This is a genomic window from Staphylococcus saprophyticus subsp. saprophyticus ATCC 15305 = NCTC 7292 (assembly GCF_000010125.1).
GTDB classification, from domain to species: domain Bacteria; phylum Bacillota; class Bacilli; order Staphylococcales; family Staphylococcaceae; genus Staphylococcus; species Staphylococcus saprophyticus.
Map to the genome: position 1 here is coordinate 989362 of NC_007350.1, position 21923 is coordinate 1011284.

The 21923-nt window shown below is 32.6% G+C and carries 19 protein-coding genes, 8 tRNA genes, 1 pseudogene and 1 riboswitch; of the genes and pseudogenes, 21 read left to right on the plus strand and 7 right to left on the minus strand.

Translation table 11 applies throughout. The features are described from left to right. The first annotated feature begins 1 nt into the window (after position 1). Positions 2 to 2935 carry an ATP-binding protein gene (locus tag SSP_RS04875; RefSeq protein ID WP_011302816.1) on the plus strand — a complete coding sequence of 978 codons (2934 nt, stop codon included), beginning with the start codon at positions 2 to 4 and terminating at the stop codon, positions 2933 to 2935. Further along, the gene (gene yhaM / locus SSP_RS04880; RefSeq protein ID WP_002482892.1) at positions 2935 to 3876 is read left to right on the plus strand and encodes a 3'-5' exoribonuclease YhaM; all 942 of its coding nucleotides are present in this window, start codon (positions 2935 to 2937) and stop codon (positions 3874 to 3876) included. Before SSP_RS04875 ends, yhaM begins: the two co-directional genes overlap by 1 nt. A gap of 143 nt (positions 3877 to 4019) precedes the next feature. On the opposite strand, the gene SSP_RS04885 is transcribed toward yhaM, so the two are convergent. The 4 genes from SSP_RS04885 to SSP_RS04900 form a co-directional block, all read right to left on the minus strand. Then, positions 4020 to 5012, minus strand: a complete 993-nt coding sequence (locus tag SSP_RS04885) for a peptidylprolyl isomerase PrsA (protein ID WP_011302817.1) — start codon at positions 5010 to 5012, stop codon at positions 4020 to 4022. 220 nt (positions 5013 to 5232) lie between these two features. Continuing rightward, on the minus strand, positions 5233 to 5796 hold the full coding sequence (locus SSP_RS04890) for a DUF3267 domain-containing protein (RefSeq protein ID WP_002482894.1): 564 nt from the start codon (positions 5794 to 5796) through the stop codon (positions 5233 to 5235). Positions 5797 to 6000: 204 nt separating this feature from the next. Continuing rightward, entirely contained in the window at positions 6001 to 6375 is a 375-nt protein-coding gene (locus SSP_RS04895; protein ID WP_011302818.1) for a YtxH domain-containing protein, read from the minus strand. A gap of 78 nt (positions 6376 to 6453) precedes the next feature. Continuing rightward, positions 6454 to 6879: an HIT family protein gene (locus SSP_RS04900; RefSeq protein WP_002482896.1), complete on the minus strand. Its 426-nt coding sequence runs from the start codon at positions 6877 to 6879 to the stop codon at positions 6454 to 6456. A 128-nt stretch (positions 6880 to 7007) separates the two neighbouring features. On the opposite strand from SSP_RS04900, the gene ecsA reads away from it, so the two are divergent. Both ecsA and ecsB read left to right on the plus strand, forming a co-directional pair. Beyond that, on the plus strand, positions 7008 to 7745 hold the full coding sequence (gene ecsA, locus SSP_RS04905) for an ABC transporter ATP-binding protein EcsA (protein WP_002482897.1): 738 nt from the start codon (positions 7008 to 7010) through the stop codon (positions 7743 to 7745). Beyond that, positions 7742 to 8965 (plus strand): ABC transporter permease EcsB, encoded by a 1224-nt coding sequence (gene ecsB / locus SSP_RS04910; protein ID WP_011302819.1) that lies wholly within the window; start codon positions 7742 to 7744, stop codon positions 8963 to 8965. Before ecsA ends, ecsB begins: the two co-directional genes overlap by 4 nt. Before the next feature lie 62 nt (positions 8966 to 9027). Here ecsB and SSP_RS04915 read toward each other — a convergent pair whose 3' ends face one another. After that, positions 9028 to 9531 (minus strand): antibiotic biosynthesis monooxygenase, encoded by a 504-nt coding sequence (locus tag SSP_RS04915; protein ID WP_002482899.1) that lies wholly within the window; start codon positions 9529 to 9531, stop codon positions 9028 to 9030. 261 nt (positions 9532 to 9792) lie between these two features. On the opposite strand from SSP_RS04915, the gene hemE reads away from it, so the two are divergent. The 15 genes and pseudogenes from hemE to menC all read left to right on the plus strand — a co-directional run bounded on the left by hemE (position 9793) and on the right by menC (position 18347). Continuing rightward, positions 9793 to 10827: a uroporphyrinogen decarboxylase gene (gene hemE / locus SSP_RS04920; RefSeq protein ID WP_011302820.1), complete on the plus strand. Its 1035-nt coding sequence runs from the start codon at positions 9793 to 9795 to the stop codon at positions 10825 to 10827. An 85-nt stretch (positions 10828 to 10912) separates the two neighbouring features. After that, positions 10913 to 11836 carry a ferrochelatase gene (gene hemH, locus SSP_RS04925; protein ID WP_002482901.1) on the plus strand — a complete coding sequence of 308 codons (924 nt, stop codon included), beginning with the start codon at positions 10913 to 10915 and terminating at the stop codon, positions 11834 to 11836. A gap of 17 nt (positions 11837 to 11853) precedes the next feature. Further along, positions 11854 to 13248, plus strand: a complete 1395-nt coding sequence (gene hemY, locus SSP_RS04930) for a protoporphyrinogen oxidase (RefSeq protein ID WP_011302821.1) — start codon at positions 11854 to 11856, stop codon at positions 13246 to 13248. Positions 13249 to 13420: 172 nt separating this feature from the next. Further along, positions 13421 to 13978, plus strand: a complete 558-nt coding sequence (locus SSP_RS04935; protein ID WP_011302822.1) for an RBBP9/YdeN family alpha/beta hydrolase — start codon at positions 13421 to 13423, stop codon at positions 13976 to 13978. 361 nt (positions 13979 to 14339) lie between these two features. Continuing rightward, positions 14340 to 14413, plus strand: a tRNA-Met gene (locus tag SSP_RS04945). An 11-nt stretch (positions 14414 to 14424) separates the two neighbouring features. Next, positions 14425 to 14500: transfer RNA gene (locus SSP_RS04950), tRNA-Asp, on the plus strand. Between the two features lie 10 nt (positions 14501 to 14510). Next, positions 14511 to 14583 (plus strand) — tRNA-Phe (locus SSP_RS04955). A 22-nt stretch (positions 14584 to 14605) separates the two neighbouring features. After that, positions 14606 to 14681, plus strand: a tRNA-His gene (locus SSP_RS04960). A 13-nt stretch (positions 14682 to 14694) separates the two neighbouring features. Continuing rightward, positions 14695 to 14768 (plus strand) — tRNA-Gly (locus tag SSP_RS04965). Positions 14769 to 14778: 10 nt separating this feature from the next. After that, a tRNA-Asn gene (locus SSP_RS04970) sits at positions 14779 to 14853 on the plus strand. 1 nt (position 14854) lies between these two features. Continuing rightward, positions 14855 to 14926 (plus strand) — tRNA-Glu (locus SSP_RS04975). 39 nt (positions 14927 to 14965) lie between these two features. Further along, a tRNA-Ser gene (locus SSP_RS04980) sits at positions 14966 to 15054 on the plus strand. Between the two features lie 256 nt (positions 15055 to 15310). Then, positions 15311 to 15750: pseudogene (locus tag SSP_RS04985) on the plus strand (carboxymuconolactone decarboxylase family protein). A 190-nt stretch (positions 15751 to 15940) separates the two neighbouring features. Beyond that, positions 15941 to 17323, plus strand: a complete 1383-nt coding sequence (gene menE, locus SSP_RS04990; RefSeq protein ID WP_041784790.1) for an o-succinylbenzoate--CoA ligase — start codon at positions 15941 to 15943, stop codon at positions 17321 to 17323. A gap of 19 nt (positions 17324 to 17342) precedes the next feature. Beyond that, positions 17343 to 18347: an o-succinylbenzoate synthase gene (gene menC, locus SSP_RS04995; protein WP_011302825.1), complete on the plus strand. Its 1005-nt coding sequence runs from the start codon at positions 17343 to 17345 to the stop codon at positions 18345 to 18347. Here the strand turns inward: menC and yidD are convergent. Next, positions 18337 to 18588 carry a membrane protein insertion efficiency factor YidD gene (yidD, locus tag SSP_RS05000; RefSeq protein ID WP_011302826.1) on the minus strand — a complete coding sequence of 84 codons (252 nt, stop codon included), beginning with the start codon at positions 18586 to 18588 and terminating at the stop codon, positions 18337 to 18339. The two genes, menC and yidD, sit on opposite strands and share 11 nt — an antisense overlap. A gap of 59 nt (positions 18589 to 18647) precedes the next feature. Here yidD and ytkD point away from each other — a divergent pair, with 59 nt between their 5' ends. Then, positions 18648 to 19124: an RNA deprotection pyrophosphohydrolase gene (gene ytkD, locus SSP_RS05005; protein WP_011302827.1), complete on the plus strand. Its 477-nt coding sequence runs from the start codon at positions 18648 to 18650 to the stop codon at positions 19122 to 19124. Then, entirely contained in the window at positions 19108 to 19899 is a 792-nt protein-coding gene (locus SSP_RS05015; RefSeq protein ID WP_011302828.1) for an alpha/beta hydrolase family protein, read from the plus strand. The genes ytkD and SSP_RS05015 overlap by 17 nt, the downstream gene beginning before the upstream one ends. A 95-nt stretch (positions 19900 to 19994) precedes the next feature. Here the strand turns inward: SSP_RS05015 and pckA are convergent, their stop codons facing one another. Then, positions 19995 to 21584 (minus strand): phosphoenolpyruvate carboxykinase (ATP), encoded by a 1590-nt coding sequence (pckA, locus tag SSP_RS05020; protein ID WP_011302829.1) that lies wholly within the window; start codon positions 21582 to 21584, stop codon positions 19995 to 19997. A gap of 166 nt (positions 21585 to 21750) precedes the next feature. Then, positions 21751 to 21862, plus strand: a riboswitch (SAM riboswitch). Positions 21863 to 21923: the final 61 nt, after the last annotated feature.

The window sequence follows — 21923 nt, forward strand, 5'->3', positions numbered from 1 at the left end:
TATGAAAATCAAATCATTAGAGATTTATGGATACGGTAGATTTATTGAAAGAAAAATTGAATTTGACGAATCATTTACTCAGATTTATGGTGAAAATGAAACGGGTAAATCTACAATACAAGCATTTATTCATTCAATTCTCTTTGGATTTCCTACAAAAAAAGAGAACGAACCACGTTTAGAACCAAGATTAGGTAATCAATACGGTGGTAAATTAACATTAATTCAAGATGACGGCTCGCTTGTCGAAGTAGAACGTATTAAAGGCAGTGCGACTGGTGATGTGAAAGTTTATTTGCCTAATGGTAGCATTAAAGATGAAAGTTGGTTAAAAAAAGAACTGAATTTTATCTCGAAACGTACGTATCAAGGGATTTTTTCATTCGATGTTTTAGGTTTGCAAGATATTCATAAAAATATGGATGAAACACAATTACAAAATTATCTTTTACAAGCTGGTGCTTTAGGCTCTACTGAATTTACGACTATGCGTGAGGTATTAAATACTAAAAAGGAAGAACTTTATAAAAAAAATGGTCGCAATCCAATTATCAATCAACAAATAGAACAACTGAAAGAATTAGAAGGCCAAATTCGTGAAGAAGAAGCAAAATTAACTTCTTATAAGCGATTAGTAGATGATAAAGATAAAGCAGAAAGACGACTTAATAATTTAAAACAAAATTTAGCACAGCTATCTAAAATGCATGAACGTAAACAAAAAGAACTCGCTTTACTTGAACAGACTCAAGAGTGGAAACAATTGGAAACCCAATTGAATATAGAGCCTGTTGTTTTTCCAGAACAAGGTATAGATCGTTATGAATCGGCAAAGTTACAAACTCAAAATTTAAAGCGTGATATCAGTTTAAGAACAGAACGATTAGCACATCTTAAAGCCGAAAATGAAAAAATAACAGTACCAAGGCAAAGTGACATTGATGCATTTAATCATTTACATCAACAAGAAAATGAAATAAAACAAAAAGAATATGAAGTTAAGGCGTTAGATAAAGAAATACAAGATAAAGAACGTGAAAAAGAAGGCTTGAAGTCAAACATTGGATGGCAAACTGTTCATCATGAAGTCGATGGTTCAGAAGCTATGAAGAGTCATGTCAGTAATCAAATAAAAGATAAACAAGAACAAATGGCTTATATCCAACAACTCGAACGTAATATTGAAGAAAATAAAATTGATAATGATACAAATCACGCAGAAATGAATGCGCTTGAAGCAGATATTGTTCCAGAAGAGAACTTTGAAAAGAAAAAACAATATAATAGACAAGTGTTTGAGCTTCAAGAGAAAAACAATCTTTATCAAAAAATGAAAGAAACATTTGATAAAGAGCAAAGAGAGAATGAGAAGAAACAAAATTTAATGCGAATAAGTTTAATTATATTGGCTATTATTGGCATTGGACTGACAGTCTTCTCATTTGTATCTGCGAATATCATTTTCGGGATTATATTTGCTATTCTATCAGTCGTATTTATTGTCGGTATATTCTTTGTTAAAACGAAAGAGGTCGGACATAGTGAATCTTTCTCTAAAGAAATTGAAGATTTGCAACAGCAAGTAACACAACTTGAAGATAACTATGATCTTGACTTCGACTTGGATGATCAGTACAGAGTACGAGAACAGCTACAAACAACAATCAAAACAAAAGAAGCAATAGATAAGAAGGCTGAATACTTAACCAATACTTTAACTCAGGCAAAGGAACAATATCAAAATGCGCAACAAAACATTGATAAAGTGAAAGCTGATTTATATTTATCTGATAAAATGTCAGATGAATTAATCGTAGATAGTATTGGAACAATGAATAAAATTAAAACACATGAAAAGCATATCGATGATTTGCAAACGCAGGTACAAGCCTTAAAACAACAATTAAATGATTTTTACGAACATGCGCAAGAAGTAACTAAAAACCAATTTACGTATTTTAATGAATTATCGCTATTCCACGATATAAGACAATGGCTTAAAGAAGAAACAAGTAATTTGGAAAAATGGACACGTAATGATGAACAAATCAAATTAATTGAAAGTGAAGTTTCACAACTGAATAGTAGATTAAATGAAAATAGCCGTGTGATTGACCAATTATTCAATTTTGTTAATGTTAACGATGAAGAATCATATTATCAACATCATGTTCAATATCAAAATTATCATCAAAATATGTCGAGATTTAATGACTTATCAAAATATCTGGAAAATCAAAATTATAATTATGATACAAGTTCAAGTTTAAGTGCGAAAACATCTGCACAACTTACAAACGAAGATGAAGTATTAGCACGTCAAGTTGATGAGTATAATGATCAGTATTTAGAAATGCAATCTGAAGTAAGTGACTTAAATGCCAAAATCACAGATATGGAAACAGATAAGACTTTAGCTGATTTAAGACATAGATTCCACATATTGAAAAATAAAGTGAATGCTGAAGCGAAAGATTGGGCAAGTTTAAGTTATTTACAAGCATTGGTAGAAGGACATATTAAACAAATTAAAGATAAACGTTTACCACAAGTGATAAATGAAGCAACAGATATCTTTGCGCATTTAACAAATGGTCATTATGTTCAAGTTACGTATGCAAATGATAATTTAATGGTTAAACAAGTTAATGGTCAAATGTATGAACCCGTAGAATTAAGCCAATCAACAAAAGAAATCTTATACATTGCATTGCGTTTAAGTTTAATTAAAACATTAAAGCCATATTATCCGTTCCCAATTATCATAGACGATGCGTTTGTTCATTTTGATAAGCAAAGAAAAGAAATCATGATGAATTATTTGAGACAAATGCCTAACAGTTATCAAATCCTATACTTTACATGTGTGAAAGATAATAGTGTGCATTCAAAACAAATTATTACTTTAGATAAAATTCAGGAAGGCGGTAAATAATGAGAAATGTAGAAAAATTAAATCCAGGTGATTCAGTAGATCATTTTTTCTTAATCCATAAAGCGACACAAGGTGTTACTGCTCAAGGTAAGGACTATATGACACTATACTTACAAGATAAAAGTGGCGATATAGAAGCCAAATTGTGGACTGTGAGTAAAGAAGATATGAAAATATTAGAACCTGAGAAAATCGTACATGTTACTGGTGATGTAATTAATTATCGTGGTCGTAAGCAAATGAAGATAAACAAGATAAAATTAGCTACACCAGATGATAATATGAAAACGCAAGATTTTGTTGATGGGGCGCCGCTTACTCCAGATGAAATTCAAGAGGAAATATCGCATTATATGTTGGACATTGAAAATGCAACGTTACAACGTATTACGAGACATTTGATACGTAAGCATCAAGAAGCGTTTTTTACTTTTCCAGCAGCTAGTACACATCATCATAATTTTGCGAGTGGTTTAAGCTATCATGTGTTAACAATGCTACGTGTTGCAAAATCAATTTGTGATATTTATCCATTGTTAAATCGCAGTTTGTTATATAGCGCAATTATTTTGCATGATTTAGGCAAAGTTAGAGAATTAAGTGGTCCAGTAGCTACTTCCTATACTGTCGAAGGTAATTTATTAGGGCATATTTCAATTGCTAGTGATGAAGTCGCAGAAGCGGCAAGAGAGCTGAATCTTGAAGGTGAAGAAGTGTTATTGCTACGCCACATGATTTTAGCGCATCATGGTAAAATGGAATTTGGTTCGCCGAAATTACCTCATATGAAAGAGGCAGAAATATTATTCTTCATTGATAATATAGATGCGAAAATGAATATGTTTGAAAAAGCTTATAAGAAAACTGATAAAGGTCAATTTACAGAACGTATTTTTGGATTAGATGGTAGACAATTTTACAATCCTAAATCGCTAGATTAATAATGAAGGTCTTTTAGGTTGGATATATAATATTAAAAGGTTCGAGAAATTTGTGGATGTTCTCGAACCTTTTTCATTTTCGAAAAAAGTGGTATAGAAATCTAATTGAATAGGTTTCTATACCACTTGATTCATTTATGAAATTATTGTCCAGTTGACATGCCAGCACCACTTTGTTGCATAGATTGTTGTTGCTGTTGTTGTTGCTGCTGTTGTTTGATTTTTTCTGGATCTAATATTGAGTCTTCAATCGCTTTTTTAATATCTCTATCTTTATAATCAACTTTATATTCATCTAATAATTCTTTATAAGCGTCAGTTAAAAGCTTAGGATCTTTTTGAATTTTAGTTTGAATTAATTGTGCTTTTAATTTGCCTTTTTCTTTATCAAAGTCATTTTCTTTATCTGCTTTGATAATATGGTAACCGTAATCTGTTTTAACTACGTCAGATACTTTACCTTCTTTAAGTTTGAATAATGCTTTTTCAAATTTGTCTTCCATTTGACCTTTGACGACATAACCTAAGCTACCATCTTTTTTAGCAGAGGCTTTATCCATTGATTCTTTTTTAGCAATTTCTCCAAATTTATCTGGGTGTTTTTCAACTTCTTTTTGGATTTTTTCAGCTTTTGCTTTAGCTTCTTTATCAGATAAGCCTTCTTTATCATCTTTATTTTCTTTAACTTTAATTAGAATGTGAGAGCCTTTTTTGGTATTTTCTTTAATTTCTTTGTCAGACATACTCACTTTATCATTAAGTAGTTCTTTTTGATAAGCTTGTAATTTTTTCTGTTCTTTATAATCGCCTATAGACATTTTTTGTTGTTTTAACATACTTTCAAATTGATCTTTGCCACCATATTGTTTTTGTTCTTTTTCAACTTCTTTATCAATATCTTTTGTATTTACATCGTCTTTATATTTATCAGCAAGCAATTTGTTTAACATGATTGAGAATGATGTATTAGCAATTTGCTCATCACCCATCTTGTTCATAACATCTTCGACTTTAACGTCGCCAGCTTTTGAAGAAATAATTGTATCTTCTTTTGAATCTGTTGCACTGTTACCACATGCGCCTAATAACAATGCACTAGCTGTAACAGGAAGTAAAACTTTTTTAAATGTTTTCATAGTTGGAAACTCCTTTTGTAAGAATAACAACGTAAATATAACATATTATTGATTATTCACCAATTAGAAACATAATTTCTACAACTATAGTATTAGTGTTTTGTGACTTTTGATATAACTTAATCAAAAAAGAGGTGACATCGTAACCTATTGTTAGATTACTTATGTTCACCTCTGTAATATTTATCTATGCATACAAGTAAATCGTTATGAAACAAGACTATACTTTTTTCTCATAATGCGTATTAACTTTATTTAATATATTAATACCTGTTTGATGTTCTTCTATATAATCACCTTCATTTGAAAATAAAATGATTTTTAAATATAGAAAATCCATAACTGAATAACCCATATTTAAAGCAATTAAAAACATCAGATAATGACCGTATTGTGGAAACAATGTACTGAAATAAGCACAAATTACAGTGATGATTATAACTGGTGTTATTAAATCAAAACAAAAATAATACTTATTTACTGGTGTGTTCACATACGTATTATAAAATGGTATTTTTTTATGCCGTAACAATTTATATTTTTTAAACGATTTATAATATGGAATAAAAAATATGAGGTGAATGGCTTTGTGGATAGGGTACAAAATAACCACGAGTAGTAAAAAGATTAAAAAATATTGATCAGTTAGTTTTGTGTTAGAAAAAAAATAGAGTATTTCATAAGCAAGGAGAAATGTAATAATGGTTGTAACTAAACTTAGAAATGCAATCCTTGGTAATCCAAATCGAGCATTGATATCGATTTGTCTTGTACAGAGATACATTGTTTATTCACTCCTCTTAAACTAAAGTCATATGATATATGCTTATGTATTATCTATCTTAATATGTGAAACGTCAAGATATATTCCATCATTTGAGTAGTTAAGTTTATAGCATGCATAAAAGTATTTTCAATTAAAAAACTGTTATCTAGCATTAGTTTAAATGTTAGATAACAGTTCAATAATTGATACTTTAATTAGTGGTTATTTTTCATCTTTATCAAATGCTTTTGAAATTTCTTCACCACGGTTTTGAAGGTTTTCAATATGTGATTGCAAATTCTCAATATTTGGATTGATATCAGATTTGAAATCACCAATCATCGTTTTTACTTCGTCACCGATAGAACTACCGAATTCAGTACTTTCAGTTTTGATTTGTGAAATATAGTTGGCTATGTCATTCACACTTTGCTTAATTGTGTTTATTTCTCTATCTACTTCTGATTCAGCACCAGTTGGTCTTTTAGCACGTGCAGTATTTAGGCTAGAATCTTTTTTATCACGATTCATTAAAGCTACACCGAGGCCAGTTGCAACGCCAGCGCCTAGGCCTAATAATATTTGAGCTGTTTTCATAAAAATTCTCCTCATTTCTAGTAGTATCTCATCCGTTAATATTTTTTATATACCCCATATGTAATAAGGTAAGCATGATTAATCGAATTGAGCGGCTATTTCTTGTGCAATTTCAGCCTTTTGTTCATCGTCGATACTTTCTTCGTGTGTTTCCCATTTATAGCCAAAACCATCGACATCATTTTCATATCTTGGTAGTAAATGGAAATGAAGATGAAAGACAGATTGATCGGCAAATTCACCATTATTCTGTATAATATTGAGTCCATCTGGGTTAAAAGCTGTTTTAATAGCGTTAGCAACTTTTGGCAGTGCGACACCAATATGTTTCATTGTTTCACTGTCAGTTTCAAAAATATTAGCAGATGCTTTTTTAGGGATTAAAAGTGTATGACCCTTGGTAACTTGTGATATATCTAAAAATGCATAGACATATTCATCTTCATATACTTTATGACTTGGTATTTCACCATCTATAATTTTACTAAAGATTGTTTCTGACATAAAATCTTCACTCCTTGTAAGATTGTTATTGCCTATTATAGCATTACTGTATTATTTACGTCAGTTTTTGCAGTAAATTTATGACTAATTAAAGATTTTTGATACAATATATTTTGTGGAGGTGCTATATGACAGTAAAAGTAGAACATTTAACAGGTGGTTATGGAAAACGACCTGTAATTAAAAATATAAATTTTGAATTAACACAAGGTGAAATTGTGGGACTTATAGGATTAAATGGGGCAGGTAAGAGTACAACGATTAAGCATATGCTTGGATTGTTAACACCTATGGAAGGTAACTTGTCTATTTCTGATATAAATATAAAGCAAGATGTTGAAACATATAGAAGAAAGTTATCGTATATACCAGAATCACCAGTTATTTATGAAGAACTAACTTTACAAGAACATATTTATATGACAGCAATGGCATATAATATTAGCAGAGAAGTTGCTATGGAACGTGCGCGTCCATTATTAAAAACGTTTCGTTTAGAAGATGAATTAAATATTTTTCCAAGTCACTTTTCTAAAGGTATGAAACAAAAAGTGATGATTATATGCGCATTTATAGTTAATCCTGAACTATATATTATCGATGAACCATTTCTTGGTTTAGATCCGTTAGGTATTCAATCTATGTTAGATTTGATGGTGGAAAAAAAGCAAGAAGGTCGTACAGTGCTGATGAGTACACATATACTAGCAACTGCAGAGCGTTATTGTGATAGATTTTTAATCATGGATGAAGGAGAAATAGTTGCTTTTGGAAACTTGGAAGAGTTGCGTGCTCAAACAGGGCTAAAAGGTAAGACATTAGATGAAATCTATATCCATGTCACGCAAGGTGGCCAAAATTCATGACACGAGATGCAGAACAATTATTTAAAACTAGAAAACGTGAAATAAGTAAAGAAAAACAATATTATAATAAATTTATTTTTAATGGTCATTTTTCTTTGTTTTTAGTTATTATGTTAGGTGCATTTATATTAGGCTACGGTGATTGGCTTAAATCAATACCGAAACATATTAATTATTCACTTATTGTTAGTATATTCGTTTCAATAACGTCAATGTTTCCATTACGTACGTTGCTTAAAGATGCAGATAAATTATTTTTATTGCCATTCGAAAGCAATATGAATCACTATATTAAGCAAAGTTTGATTTATAGCTATGTTTCACGTATTGGCTTACAAGTTGTTATTATGATTGTATTATTTCCATTGTTTTATGTGATTAATGACCAGACATTTGGCTTTTATATATTATTTGCATTATTAATGTTAATCATGCCATTTGTAGGCTTATTATTAAAATGGCAATGGTACACGTATAAATTGGAAAGTTGGTCATTGCATACATTACTTTTTATTGTATTTGCATCAGGCTATTATGTGACATTAGATGCCAAATCATTTGCAAGTATTACTTCGATATTAATTATTATAGGCTTAACACTACTACTTCAATATCAAAATAAGCATCAATTGTTTCCTTGGGAAAGAATGATTAAGTCAGAGCAACAACATCATATGAATTACTATAAATTTGTAAATATGTTTACAGATGTCAAACACCTTAAAGAAACAGCGGTTCGACGAAGTTATTTGGATCCTATTTTACGAACTCCTAAGTTTAAGAAATTCAATGAGAATTATATGTATTTATATTTATTCGTTAGGAGCTTCGCAAGAGGGAAAGATGTTTTTAATATAATATTAAGGTTAGTTATTATTGCGCTCATTCTTATGTTTTGGTTGCATCAACCCGTAATCACTTTGATCATAGGAAGTTTGTTTATGTATATTATCTTGCTTCAAATGGCACAATTTTATACACAACAGGCATATGGTTTATGGCCACAAGTTTGGCCAACACCAGAATCAAAAGTGATTAAAGGTTATGAACAATTTTTATATAGATTAATGTTTATGATAGGCATTTTATTTATTATCGTATATGCGATATCTTTCCCATTATACAGTTATTTTGGCTTATTATTCTTAATAGTGGGTTGGTTAACAATTAGAAATGTAATTAAAAAATTAAAATATCAAGAAACGTTATTGCGAGATTAAAAAAACACTGTTTATGTCATTTGCTTTGACATAAACAGTGTTTTTAAGTTCATTACATTAAATCAATTATCATCGATAGGGAATAAATATCTTTCGAAATAACTAGAATGTTGGCCACTAGAACCAAAGAATTGACTTAATGCTAATTTATCAAAATTATCTTTGAAAATAGATGATGCTTTAAAGTCTTCATAAGCCGTTCTACTTTCAAAGCCAAAGTAAATCTTATAAGTTAAACCTTGATCAGGTTTTAAGAAACGATAGCTTCGATAACCCGCAAATTGTTTAAAGTCAGCAGTAATATTTTCTAATCTTTTTTCTAGTTGATAAGCATGATCTTCTGATGTAGGTACAAATATGACCGAATAAAAATAATTTTCATTTAAATCTCCCTCAGCTTTAAGTACATCATAGACTAAAGGTTGTTTTAATACAGAAGTTTGGTCAGTTTCTTCAAGAATGACTGAAGAATCAGACGCTGAAAATTGTAATAAGTTATGGTCAGGATTATTTAGCCTAATCTGGTTTAAGTAACCAAACGTTCCATAAGATGCATAAATTTTCATAAGATTGTCCCCCTTGCTTGGTATATGAAAGTATAATTAACTATTTCACTTTACTATAAAAATATCTACTTTTTCAAATAAATATAAAATAGGCTTTGATAACATTATAATTGATTTTTATTATAAAACAATAGTCAAATAATTAAGCTGTTAAAATGAGACTGTTTGTCTTTTTTATGACATTTTAGAACAATAAAACACGCGTAATTAAGCAATATGGTATTATAGACAAGAATGATTATAATCTAGGAGGATTAAAAGGTGCATAATAAAAACAATACGATCCTAAATATGATAAAAGGCGAGTCGGTTTCGCACACACCAGTTTGGTTTATGCGTCAAGCTGGCAGGTCTCAGCCAGAATATAGAAGATTAAAAGAAAAGTATTCATTATTTGAAATTACACACCAAGCAGAACTGTGTGCGTATGTAACACATCTGCCTGTAGATAACTATAATACAGATGCAGCGGTACTTTATAAAGATATCATGACACCTCTACAGCCAATAGGTGTGGATGTAGAAATTAAATCTGGTATAGGTCCAGTGATTCATAATCCAATTAAAACGATACAGGATGTTGAAAAATTAGGACACATTGATCCAAAGAGAGATGTACCTTATGTGTTAGATACGATTAAATTATTAACTGAAGAAAAGTTGAATGTGCCATTGATTGGATTTACTGGTGCGCCATTTACACTTGCAAGTTATATGATTGAAGGTGGTCCTTCTAAGAACTATAACTTTACAAAAGCAATGATGTATAGTGATGAAGCGACATGGTTTGCATTAATGGATCACTTAGTTGAAATGTCTATAACTTATACTTCTGCACAAATAGAGGCAGGTGCACAAATTATCCAAGTATTCGATTCTTGGGTGGGTGCATTGAACGTTCAAGATTATCGCTATTATATTAAACCTGCGATGAATAAATTGATAAGCGGTATTAAGGAGAAGTATAATGTACCTGTTATTCTATTTGGAGTTGGTGCTAGCCATTTAGCAGATGAATGGAACACATTACCTATAGATGTATTGGGATTGGATTGGAGGCTATCAATTAAAGAAGCTAGTTCAATGAACATTGATAAGACATTGCAAGGGAATTTAGATCCATCTCTATTATTGGCACCATGGGATGTAATAGAAGAAAGGCTGAAAGCAATATTAGACCAAGGGATAGCGCATGGCAAACATATTTTCAATTTAGGTCATGGCGTATTTCCAGAGGTGAAGCCCGAAACATTAAAACGTGTGACTACATTTGTACATGACTACACACAGAGATAGTACGACATAAATTTTGACTATCACGAATTACAAATAATTATGGCATATGCATCTAAAAATTATGATACAAAAGGATGATCTTAAAATGACAAAAACAATAGGCTTATTGGTTATGGCTTATGGAACACCATATAAAGAAAGCGATATAGAAGCTTATTATACAGATATTAGACATGGGAAAAAACCTACTGAAGCGGAACTACAAGATTTAAAAGATAGATATCAATTTATTGGTGGTTTATCTCCGTTAGCAGGAACGACAAATAGACAAGCAGAGTCACTTCGTGATGCGCTCAATCAAGCCTATGACGACGTTGAATTTAAACTATATATCGGTTTAAAACACATTCACCCATTTATTGAAGACGCTGTACAATCAATGCATGAAGACGGTATAGATGAAGCTGTTACAGTTGTATTAGCACCACATTATTCTAGCTTTTCAGTTGGCTCTTACAATACACGTGCACAAAAAGAAGCAGATAAATACGGCATCACGTTTAAACATGTTGAACATTACTATCAACAACCTAAATTCATTCAATATTGGACAGAGAAAATCAATGAAACATTAGCAGATATTCCACAAGATGAACATGACAAAACAGTTCTTGTTGTTTCAGCTCATAGTTTGCCAAAAGGCTTAATTGAGAAAAATAACGATCCTTATCCTAATGAGTTACATGAAACTGCTCAGTTATTAGAACAACATTCAAATATTATACATGTAGCTGAAGGATGGCAATCTGAAGGGAATACGGGTACACCTTGGTTAGGACCTGATGTTCAAGATTTAACTCGAGCGTTATACAATGAACATAAATATGAACACTTTATCTATACCCCAGTGGGTTTTGTTTGTGAACATTTAGAAGTACTCTATGATAACGATTATGAATGTAAAGTGATTTGTGATGAATTAGGTGTACATTATCATCGTCCAAAAATGCCAGATACTGATCCGCTATTTATTGGCGCAATTGTTGAAGAGATAAAAAATGTTTATTAAAGGAAGCGTGACTTATTTTGACTAAAAGTATTGCTATTATCGGAGCTGGTATCACAGGTTTATCTAGTGCATATTTTATAAAAAAACAACGACCAGATATAGATGTGACGATATATGAAGCGACTAATCGAACTGGCGGTAAGATTCAAACCTATCGAAAAGATGGTTATACGATTGAATTAGGTCCAGAATCTTATCTAGGACGCAAACAGATTATGACAGACATTGCTAAAGATATTGGATTAGCAGATGAACTTATCACTAATCAAACAGGACAATCTTATATTTATGCTAAAAATAAACTGTTTCCTATTCCAGGGGGATCTATCTTAGGTGTGCCAACTAACCTTAAACCTTTTATTAAAACAAAATTGATTTCGCCTAAAGGTAAATTACGTGCTGGTTTAGATTTATTTAAAAAGCCTATTCAAATAGAACGCGATATTTCTGTTGGGTCATTCTTTCGTGAACGTCTAGGAGATGAAGTCTTAGAAAATTTAATTGAACCTTTAATGGGTGGTATTTATGGTACAAACATTGATGAATTAAGTTTAATGTCTACTTTTCCGGAGTTTAAAGAAAGAGAAGAACAGTTTGGTAGTTTAATTAAAGGTATGCGATACGAAAAAATGCAACGTCAAAAACAACGACAATTATATCCAGGAGCACCAAAAGGCCAATTTAAACAATTTAGGCATGGGCTGACTTCTTTTATTGAAAAATTAACTGATTATGTCGTAAACCAAGGTGTAAAAATCAGATTTAATACACCTATAGATGATATCGTCATCTCACAAACGAATTATGAGCTTGTTGTAGATGATGAAAAAAATATCTACGACAGTGTCCTTGTTACCACACCACATCAAACCTTTATGAAATGGTTTGGTAATGATCCAGCCCTTGATTATTTCAAAACAATGCCATCTACAACCGTTGCAACTGTTGTACTAGCATTTGATGAACAGCATATTGAAAATACCTATGACGGTACGGGTTTCGTGATTGCAAGAACGAGCCAAACCGATATCACAGCATGTACATGGACAAGTAAAAAATGGCCTTTTACTACACCAGAAGGTAAGGTGCTGATACGTGCTTATGTTGGTAAACCAGGTGATACGGTTGTGAAAGATCATTCAGATGAAGAACTTGTAGATATTGTTAAACGAGATTTAACACAAATGATGACTTTTAAAGGCGCACCAGATTTCAGTATTGTGAATCGTTTACCTAATAGTATGCCGCAATATCGTGTGGATCATATGGATAACATATCTGCGATTCAAGCGCATATTAAACATAATTATCCTAGGTTAAGAATAGCCGGTGCTTCATTTGAAGCGGTTGGCCTGCCAGACTGTATTTTACAAGGTAAAAATGCAGTATCAGAATTATTAAATGAATTATAGAGTATATGCGAGTAAAGATACGGAGCGAGGATTTGAAATCAAATACAATTTTGGTTTCTGCCTCGTTTTTTAATTGATATTATTTATGTAGCATTAAAAACGATGACATGCTATATAAATGATAAAATGATATATATATATATTAGAAAGTTATTTTTAATGGGGGATTTATATGACGGATATAATTATAGTACATTCAAAACAAGGTGATGCATCAAATCATTGGTATGAATGGTTAGCCAGTAACCTCATGCTAGAAGGTTATAATGTAACTTTATTTAACTTGCCGGTTGATGAAAATGATCATATTGATACTTGGATGAGTAACATGAAAAATCAAATTTGTGTTACTAAGTATGAAACGTTTTTTGTAACGCATGGTTTTGGAACACTCGCAGCTTTAAAGTTTATAGAGAAATCACAAATTAATACTATACAAGGATTATTTAGTATTTCTGGATTCATGGAGGATGTCATACCATTTGTTGAAACCAATCAAATTGAAGACTTTCATATAGATTACGAAAACGTTAAACAAAAAGTAGAGGCATTTTATGGTCTATGTGCCAAAAATGATTCCTATGTGTCTTACAAAGAAACAAAAAGATTAATGGATACGCTTGGAGGGACATGTAAAGTAACTGAATTTGGCGGTCATTTTATGGAAGATGATGGTTTCACGACATTTACACAGCTACAAAGTAAAATGCAAGGCATTATGAGTGAGTAATCGAAATTATTATTGTTATAGATTTATAGTGGAGAAATGGGAGGATAAATTAATTAGTAAAAAGCTTTGTTTGATGTATCAATCATAAAGGGTGATAGGTTTTTGTATAAATAAGAAACAAAATATAAAATATTATAGTTATATTCCATTTTTACACAAAATAATTTCTGGAATCCATTGACTATCATGTGAAAAATTTATATACTGAGTAAGTCCTAATTGATACGAGATGTGCAAACATCAATTATCGCATTTGAATTTTAATTTCGAATTAAGTTAATGTTAATTAATTTTAAAAAACGTTGACATTAAGTAAATGTTTATGATATGCTGATTGGGTAGGAGTCATAAATATTATTATCGCGGGATGGAGCAGTTCGGTAGCTCGTCGGGCTCATAACCCGAAGGTCGGTGGTTCAAATCCGCCTCCCGCAACTTTTTAAATAGGTCCCGTAGTGTAGCGGTTAACACGCCTGCCTGTCACGCAGGAGATCGTGGGTTCGAATCCCATCGGGACCGCCATTTTTATTATGGTTCAGTAGCTCAGTTGGTAGAGCAATGGATTGAAGCTCCATGTGTCGGCAGTTCGACTCTGTCCTGAACCATTCTTTTAAAGTTTATACTTTGGCGGTTGTGGCGAAGTGGTTAACGCATCGGATTGTGGTTCCGACACTCGTGGGTTCGATTCCCATCATCCGCCCCATAATCGTTAAAGTGCGGGTGTAGTTTAATGGCAAAACCTCAGCCTTCCAAGCTGATGTTGTGGGTTCGATTCCCATCACCCGCTCCATTTTAATTATTCCACAGTAGCTCAGTGGTAGAGCTATCGGCTGTTAACCGATCGGTCGTAGGTTCGAGTCCTACCTGTGGAGCCATGGCCCCGTGGTCAAGCGGTTAAGACACCGCCCTTTCACGGCGGTAACACGGGTTCGAGTCCCGTCGGGGTCATATAAACAGAAGTGAATTATCGCTTCTGTTTTTTTATATGGAGAGTTGTCCGAGTTGGCCGAAGGAGCACGCCTGGAAAGTGTGTAGGCGCCACAAGCGTCTCGAGGGTTCGAATCCCTCACTCTCCGCTAATAATAGATGCCTCGTTATTCTAAACTTATTAAAGTGTTGAATAACGAGGTTTTTTATTAGTTTAAATAATGAGTTGAACGAAAATAAAATTAGGGTCTGATTTACAAATCTTGTATATTTATAGCAGATATCCAAAATAAGTTTGTCAACGCTTTAATAGTGGTAAAATATCAACGATTGCAAGTATTATTTTTTATTTTTAATTAATTTAAAGATAAATCACTTCGTTTAAAAAGATATGGAGGTTCATTCATGGATAATCGAATAGACTATTATGAAATCGCAAAAGAAGAACTTGGGTTAATTATGGATTTAGAGAAACAATTGAAAAAACATCGATAGATAGAAAACTACGTGAATTGATTAAAATACGCGTCTCACAAATCAATGGTTGTGCATTTTGTATTGGCATGCATACTGCAGATGCTAGAAAAATGAAGGTTTCAGAAGAAGAAATATATTTATTAAATGCTTGGGATGATACGAATGTTTTTTCTGAAAAAGCAAAGTTAGCATTTAAATTAGCAGAAGCAATTACACATATCTCTAAAAATGGTGTGCCAGATAAACTGTATGATGAGGTACGTACATCATTCTCTGAAGAAGAATATACAGATTTAGTATTAATTATTAATCAAATTAATATGTGGAATAGACTATCCATTTCTATGGGTGATCAACACCTTATATAGTAAGTCTTAGGATTAAAGGCATCCAGGCAATTTATGGATGCTTTTTTATTTTGTGGTCATTGTGGTAATGTTAACGTGTTTACCTTTAATTATAACATTTGAGTTTAATAGATTATTTGTTGTTGATGTGCAGACACTGTTAAATAAGACTAAACACGTTATAATGAGTATGAGATGGAGGAATGATGAAGTGGATTTTTGGTTAAAACAACAGGCGCAACAAAAGGGTGAACATATATTTATTGATGATGGTGAAACGCAAGTCACGTTTGCGACAATGTACGACAGAGCTTCAAAACTTGCTTGTACTTTACATCAGTTAAATAAAAAGAGAATAGGCTTTTATATTGATAATACTATTGAATCTGTTTTGCTTATTAATGCTGCTTGGCTGGCAGGGATTGAAGCAGCTATGATAAATACTCGGTTAACTCGAAATGAGATGATAGCACAGATGGATTCAATAAATGTTGATACAGTAATTTCCATGCATGATCTTGAATTAGAACATATTCAAGTTGTGCCTTTTAATGAGCTTATTTCAGTTAATAATGATAAGTATTTTGAAGAGATATTTTCATTAACGCGTATAGCATCTATTATGTTTACATCCGGTACTACAGGGCCACAAAAAGCAGTGCCGCAAACATTCAATAATCATTTGGCGAGTGCTCTTGGATGTCGAGAAAGCTTGGGTTTTAATGAGAAAACAAAATGGTTATCTGTGTTACCGATATATCATATTTCAGGATTAAGTGTCGTATTACGTTCATTAATTGAAGGCTTCACATTACGGTTAGAATCAAAATTTAATACGGAGCAAATGTTAAATATCATAAAAAATGAAGCGCCAACGCATGTATCGCTGGTGCCACAAACATTAAAATGGTTAATGGATGCTGGATTACACCGTCCATTCTATATTGAGAAAATACTGTTAGGTGGGGCTAAGCTTTCTCGTAACTTAATTGAACAAGCTTTAAGCTATGATTTACCAATATATAATTCGTTTGGCATGACAGAGACATGCTCGCAATTTTTAACGGCGACACCTGAAATGCTTGAACATCGATTTGATACTGTTGGCAAACCGAGTAATGATGTTGAAGTTAAAATTAAATCACCTAATATAGATGGACATGGAGAACTATTGATTAAAGGTAAAAATGTAATGGATGGTTATCTTTTTCCTAAAGTAAAAATGGATACATTCGAAGACGGTTATTTTAAAACTGGTGATATAGCGGAAATAGATGAGGAAGGCTACGTCATGATATACGATCGTAGAAAAGATTTAATTATTAGCGGTGGTGAAAACATATACCCATTTGAAATAGAATCTGTAGCCAAACAATTCCCTAATATCGAAGATGCTATGTGTATCGGTGTTGAGGACGATACTTGGGGTTCAGTACCTTATCTATATTATGTTGCAAATAAAGATATCGCAGAAGAACAATTAACTGTGTTTTTTAAAGAAAAACTTGCAAAATATAAAGTACCTAAACAATTTCAACGAGTATCTCGTTTACCTTACACGTCAACTGGTAAACTTCAAAGAACGCGTTTATAATCTTAACTAAGGAGTACATATGAAAATAGTTAACATGCATTTGTATGATTATAATGCAAAATTTAAAACACCTGTCATTACCCCTAAAGTTAAAATGAATACGCGCAAAGCGCTTTTCGTTGAATTAATAACAGATAAAGGTAAATCATATTTTGGTGAAAGCAATGCGTTTGAAACGAATTGGTATGCAAATGAAACAATAGAGGATGTAAAACATTTTTCAAAACTATGGTTTCAACAGGTTCAGGGTAAAACGTTTCATTCTTTTTTAGAAATTCAAGATGCATTAACGCAATTATCTAATTATCCTGCAACACGTAGCATGTTGGTGATGGCTTGTTATCAAATGTTTCATGTTTTAGAATCATTGAATGTGCCTTATGGCGCGACAGTTAATGGCATGACTTCAAGAAATTTTCAACAACTTGTTCAAACGCAACCGCAACGCGTAAAGCTTAAATGGAATGCTGATATCTTAGATGATGTGGAAAAGGTGTCACAATTAGCTTTTCGACCTGATATAGCCATCGATGCGAATGAATCATTAAGCAAAGTAGATTATGATAAATTAAAAACACTAAGTGAAGCGCAAATATTATATATTGAGGAACCTTTTAAGTCACTACAACATTTAACACATTTTGAAAAAAATGAACTACCACCCGTTGCGATTGACGAGAAAGCGACATCTAAATCACTTATTTCACAAGCTATTAATGATTTTGGCATTGAGGTCGTTGTGTTAAAACCATTTAGATTGGGTGGCATAGATAAAGTGATGGATTTGATAAAAATGCTCAATACTCTAGATGTGAAAATCGTGATAGGTGGTATGTATGAATATGGCCTAAGTAGGTATTTTACAGCGATGTTAGCACAATATGCTGATTATCCTAGTGATATTACACCAGAAGGTTATTACTACAAGGTAGATATGATTAATCAGGCAGGTATATTAAAAGGAGGCTCAATTTATTTTGAGCCTCCAGTGGTAAATCATAAGATATTGAATTTTATTTGTTAATGTTTTTATCTTTTTTATGCTTTGTTTTCTTTAGCGGTACGGGATCAAAGCCACCTTTATGAAGCGGGTGACATTTTGAAATTCTTTTAATACCTAACCATGTGCCTTTGAAGGGACCATACACTACTATGGCTTCTCTAGTATATTCAGAACAGGTTGGATAAAAACGACAAGTTGCAGGGGTTAATGGTGATATAAAGCGTTGATATATATGGATAAGTCCTAGAAATATAGTTTTCATAATTTTGCCTCCAACAAAAATCTTAGCATAGCTAGTTTAACATAATAAGGGGAAGAGTGATGTATGTGAAGTTTAAAGACAAAGAAAATGACGATGTGTACCTAACATTTAAAAAGAAAGTAGATTATGCCAACGGTAATCATGTACTTATAATCCCTAAATATAAGGGTAGCTTGTTATTCACAAAACATAAAATACGTGGTATTGAATTTCCGGGTGGTAAAAGAGAAAAAGGTGAGGCGAGTGAAACTGCTGCAGCACGAGAAGTCTTTGAAGAAACTGGCGCAACGATTAAATACTGTGAATACATAGCGCAATATAAGGTTGATCGTCAAATTGGAATGTCCTTTACTAAAGATGTCTTTATGGTGGAGATAGAAGCTATCACTGAGCAACCAGATTATTTTGAAACGGATGGACCACTATTGTATAAATCATTATCTGAGATTCCAGAAGATAAAAAAAGTTACTTATTGAAAGATCCAGCAATATTACAATGTTTAGAGAGAGTGATTGAACTTGGATTTTATTCATAAAAAGAGAATGCCGGTTGAATCAAATAGCCATATATTTGATGAAGTAATCTATAGAGTAGATCATTTAAATGTTAAGGGGCTGCTGATGACACCTCATGCAAAAGTGCAGAGAATTGTTCTATATTTACGAGGTGGTAAAGGGCAAGTAGGTAAGGTGAGAACGGGAAGATTGATGCAATTTGCGGATGAACATACATTGGTCTTTGGACCTTATTATAGAGGTAATAATGGTAGCGAAGGCAAAGATGAGTTTTATGGTTCGGATCTGCATGACGTTACAGTTGCGATACGTTTGTTACATCAAAAGTATCCTGGTATTCCCATTCACATGATTGGTTTTTCTAGAGGTGGACTTCAAGGTTTATTAACATTTCAAGATTTACCGGTGACGAGTTATATTATTTGGGGCGGTGTCTCAGACATAAATCTGATGTATGAAGAACGCATTGATTTAAGGGGAATGCTTAAACGTATGATTGGACATCCTAAAAAGAATATAGAAGCTTATAAACGACGTGATGCTATCGCTCAAATTAAAAACACAAGCCCGCCCATATTTATAGTTCATGGGGGTAAGGATAAACAAGTAGGTATTCATAATGCTTACTATTTAGTGGAACAACTTGAAAAGATTGGTGCGACATTTCGTACTTATTACCAAATGTCGGAGGGACACGTACCAAGACCATTTGCGCTCAAAGATACGCTACTGGAAATTAAACAGTGGATGGATGATGTTGAACAGAACAAGCTTAAAGACCAATATGATAGATAAGATGTTATAGATATAAAGTATTTACAAATAAAAAGTAGCCATGTAGTTTTCTATTGTAATAGACGACTACATGGCTACTTTTCTAATATTTTAAATTATTCAAATCCGCCATTGACGGCTAATTCGTCAACATCTTCTCCAAATTTTTCAAAATTAGATTTAAAACGATTAATTAAATCTTGAGCTTGTGTTCTGTATGCTTCTGGCTTACTCCAAGCATTGATAGGATTGAGCAATGTTTGAGGGACATCTTCTACTTCAACAGGAATATCTAATCCGAACATATCATCTTTCACATATTCTGCATCTCTCAATTTACCTGTAATGGCTTGATTAACCATTTGTCTTGTATAATTTAGGCTAATACGACGTCCAACGCCATACTTTCCGCCAGTCCAACCCGTGTTAACTAAGTAAACATCAACGCCATGTTTATCTATTAAGTTACCTAATAAATCAGCATAAACTTTAGCGTTTAATGGTAAGAATGGGGAACCAAAACAAGTAGAGAATGATGGTTCAGGCTCAGTAACGCCTCGTTCTGTTCCAGCTAATTTAGCAGTGAAACCACTTAAAAAATGATACATCGCTTGGTCTTTGGTTAATTTTGAAATAGGTGGTAATACACCAAATGCATCTGCAGTTAAGAAAATAATTGTATTAGGATGCGCTGCTTTAGATGGTGTCACAATATTATCAATGTGGTGAATAGGGTATGCAGCTCTAGTATTTTCCGTGTATTGATTGTCGTCAAAATCAACATCGCCTTCTTCATCAACAACAACGTTTTCTAGAATTGTTCCGTATTTAATAGCATCATAAATTTGTGGTTCTTTTTTCTGTGATAGATTAATTGCTTTTGCGTAACAGCCACCTTCGATGTTGAAGATACCGTTATTATTCCATCCATGCTCATCATCACCGATGAGTTTACGTGTAGGGTCAGCAGAAAGTGTTGTCTTTCCAGTACCTGATAAACCAAAGAATAGAGCTACGTCGCCTTTTTCGCCAACATTTGCTGAACAATGCATACTCATAATGTCGTCTTTAGGTAGTAAGTAGTTTATTACGGAGAAGATTCCTTTTTTCATTTCACCAGCATATTCAGTTCCACCTATTAGGATTACTTTATGTTTAAATGATGTGATAATGAAGGTTTCTGAATTTGTACCATCTATGGATGGGTCTGCTTTGAAGTGAGGTGCAGAAATAATAGTGAAGTTTGGTTTGATTTCTTGAGCTTCTTCATTTGTACTTGGACGGATGAACATGTTTTGAGCGAACAAATTATGCCAAGCCAATTCATTAACAACAGTGAGTTTTAACTGTGAATCTTCATCGCTACCTGCATAACCGTTAAAAACATAAAGCTCATCTTTCTTATCAAGATAGTTTAATACTTTATCATATAAATTTAGAAATTTTTCTTCTTCGATAGGTTGGTTTATGTTGCCCCAATCGATGTCATCTCTATAAGATGGCTCAGTGACAATAAACTTATCTTTTGGTGAACGACCAGTATATTTACCAGTTTTTGCATTGATGGCGCCTAATTCCGTTAGTTCGCCTTCATTATTTTCTAAAATTTTATTATACAACTGAGTTGTAGATAATTGAAATAATGAAGATTGCTTGTCTAAAATGCTTTCAATTTTGCTTGTATAAGTGTATGTATCTACCGCCATACTTGATCCCTCCACGCTATTTAGTTGATGTAAGCCTTTACAATTACAGAGTATAACATATATAGATTAATAGTCCACACCAATTTCAAAGGAATTTTAAATAAATATTAATAAATGTAAAATTGACATTATATGTTAGATTAGGTACTATATAAATTAACGGATTCTCTTATCCTGAGTGGCGGAGGGACATGGACCCAATGAAGCCCAGCAACCTCTTCTTAATTGAAGAAAGGTGCCAAACCGTTTGCAGACAAATAGCGTCTGAACGATAAGAGCGAATGGACGTATAAAGGGCCTTCTCTCTATTTACTATAGTGTAGAAGGCCTTTTTTAATG

Excerpts from the sequence above, each read along its gene's own strand:
- SSP_RS04875 (WP_011302816.1), top strand. The coding sequence starts at position 2 with ATGAAAATCAAATCATTAGAGATTTATGGATACGGTAGATTTATTGAA.
- yhaM (WP_002482892.1), top strand. The coding sequence starts at position 2,935 with ATGAGAAATGTAGAAAAATTAAATCCAGGTGATTCAGTAGATCATTTT.
- SSP_RS04885 (WP_011302817.1), bottom strand. The coding sequence starts at position 5,012 with ATGAAAACATTTAAAAAAGTTTTACTTCCTGTTACAGCTAGTGCATTG.
- SSP_RS04890 (WP_002482894.1), bottom strand. The coding sequence starts at position 5,796 with ATGTATCTCTGTACAAGACAAATCGATATCAATGCTCGATTTGGATTA.
- SSP_RS04895 (WP_011302818.1), bottom strand. The coding sequence starts at position 6,375 with ATGAAAACAGCTCAAATATTATTAGGCCTAGGCGCTGGCGTTGCAACT.
- SSP_RS04900 (WP_002482896.1), bottom strand. The coding sequence starts at position 6,879 with ATGTCAGAAACAATCTTTAGTAAAATTATAGATGGTGAAATACCAAGT.
- ecsA (WP_002482897.1), top strand. The coding sequence starts at position 7,008 with ATGACAGTAAAAGTAGAACATTTAACAGGTGGTTATGGAAAACGACCT.
- ecsB (WP_011302819.1), top strand. The coding sequence starts at position 7,742 with ATGACACGAGATGCAGAACAATTATTTAAAACTAGAAAACGTGAAATA.
- SSP_RS04915 (WP_002482899.1), bottom strand. The coding sequence starts at position 9,531 with ATGAAAATTTATGCATCTTATGGAACGTTTGGTTACTTAAACCAGATT.
- hemH (WP_002482901.1), top strand. The coding sequence starts at position 10,913 with ATGACAAAAACAATAGGCTTATTGGTTATGGCTTATGGAACACCATAT.
- SSP_RS04935 (WP_011302822.1), top strand. The coding sequence starts at position 13,421 with ATGACGGATATAATTATAGTACATTCAAAACAAGGTGATGCATCAAAT.
- menC (WP_011302825.1), top strand. The coding sequence starts at position 17,343 with ATGAAAATAGTTAACATGCATTTGTATGATTATAATGCAAAATTTAAA.
- yidD (WP_011302826.1), bottom strand. The coding sequence starts at position 18,588 with ATGAAAACTATATTTCTAGGACTTATCCATATATATCAACGCTTTATA.
- ytkD (WP_011302827.1), top strand. The coding sequence starts at position 18,648 with ATGTATGTGAAGTTTAAAGACAAAGAAAATGACGATGTGTACCTAACA.
- pckA (WP_011302829.1), bottom strand. The coding sequence starts at position 21,584 with ATGGCGGTAGATACATACACTTATACAAGCAAAATTGAAAGCATTTTA.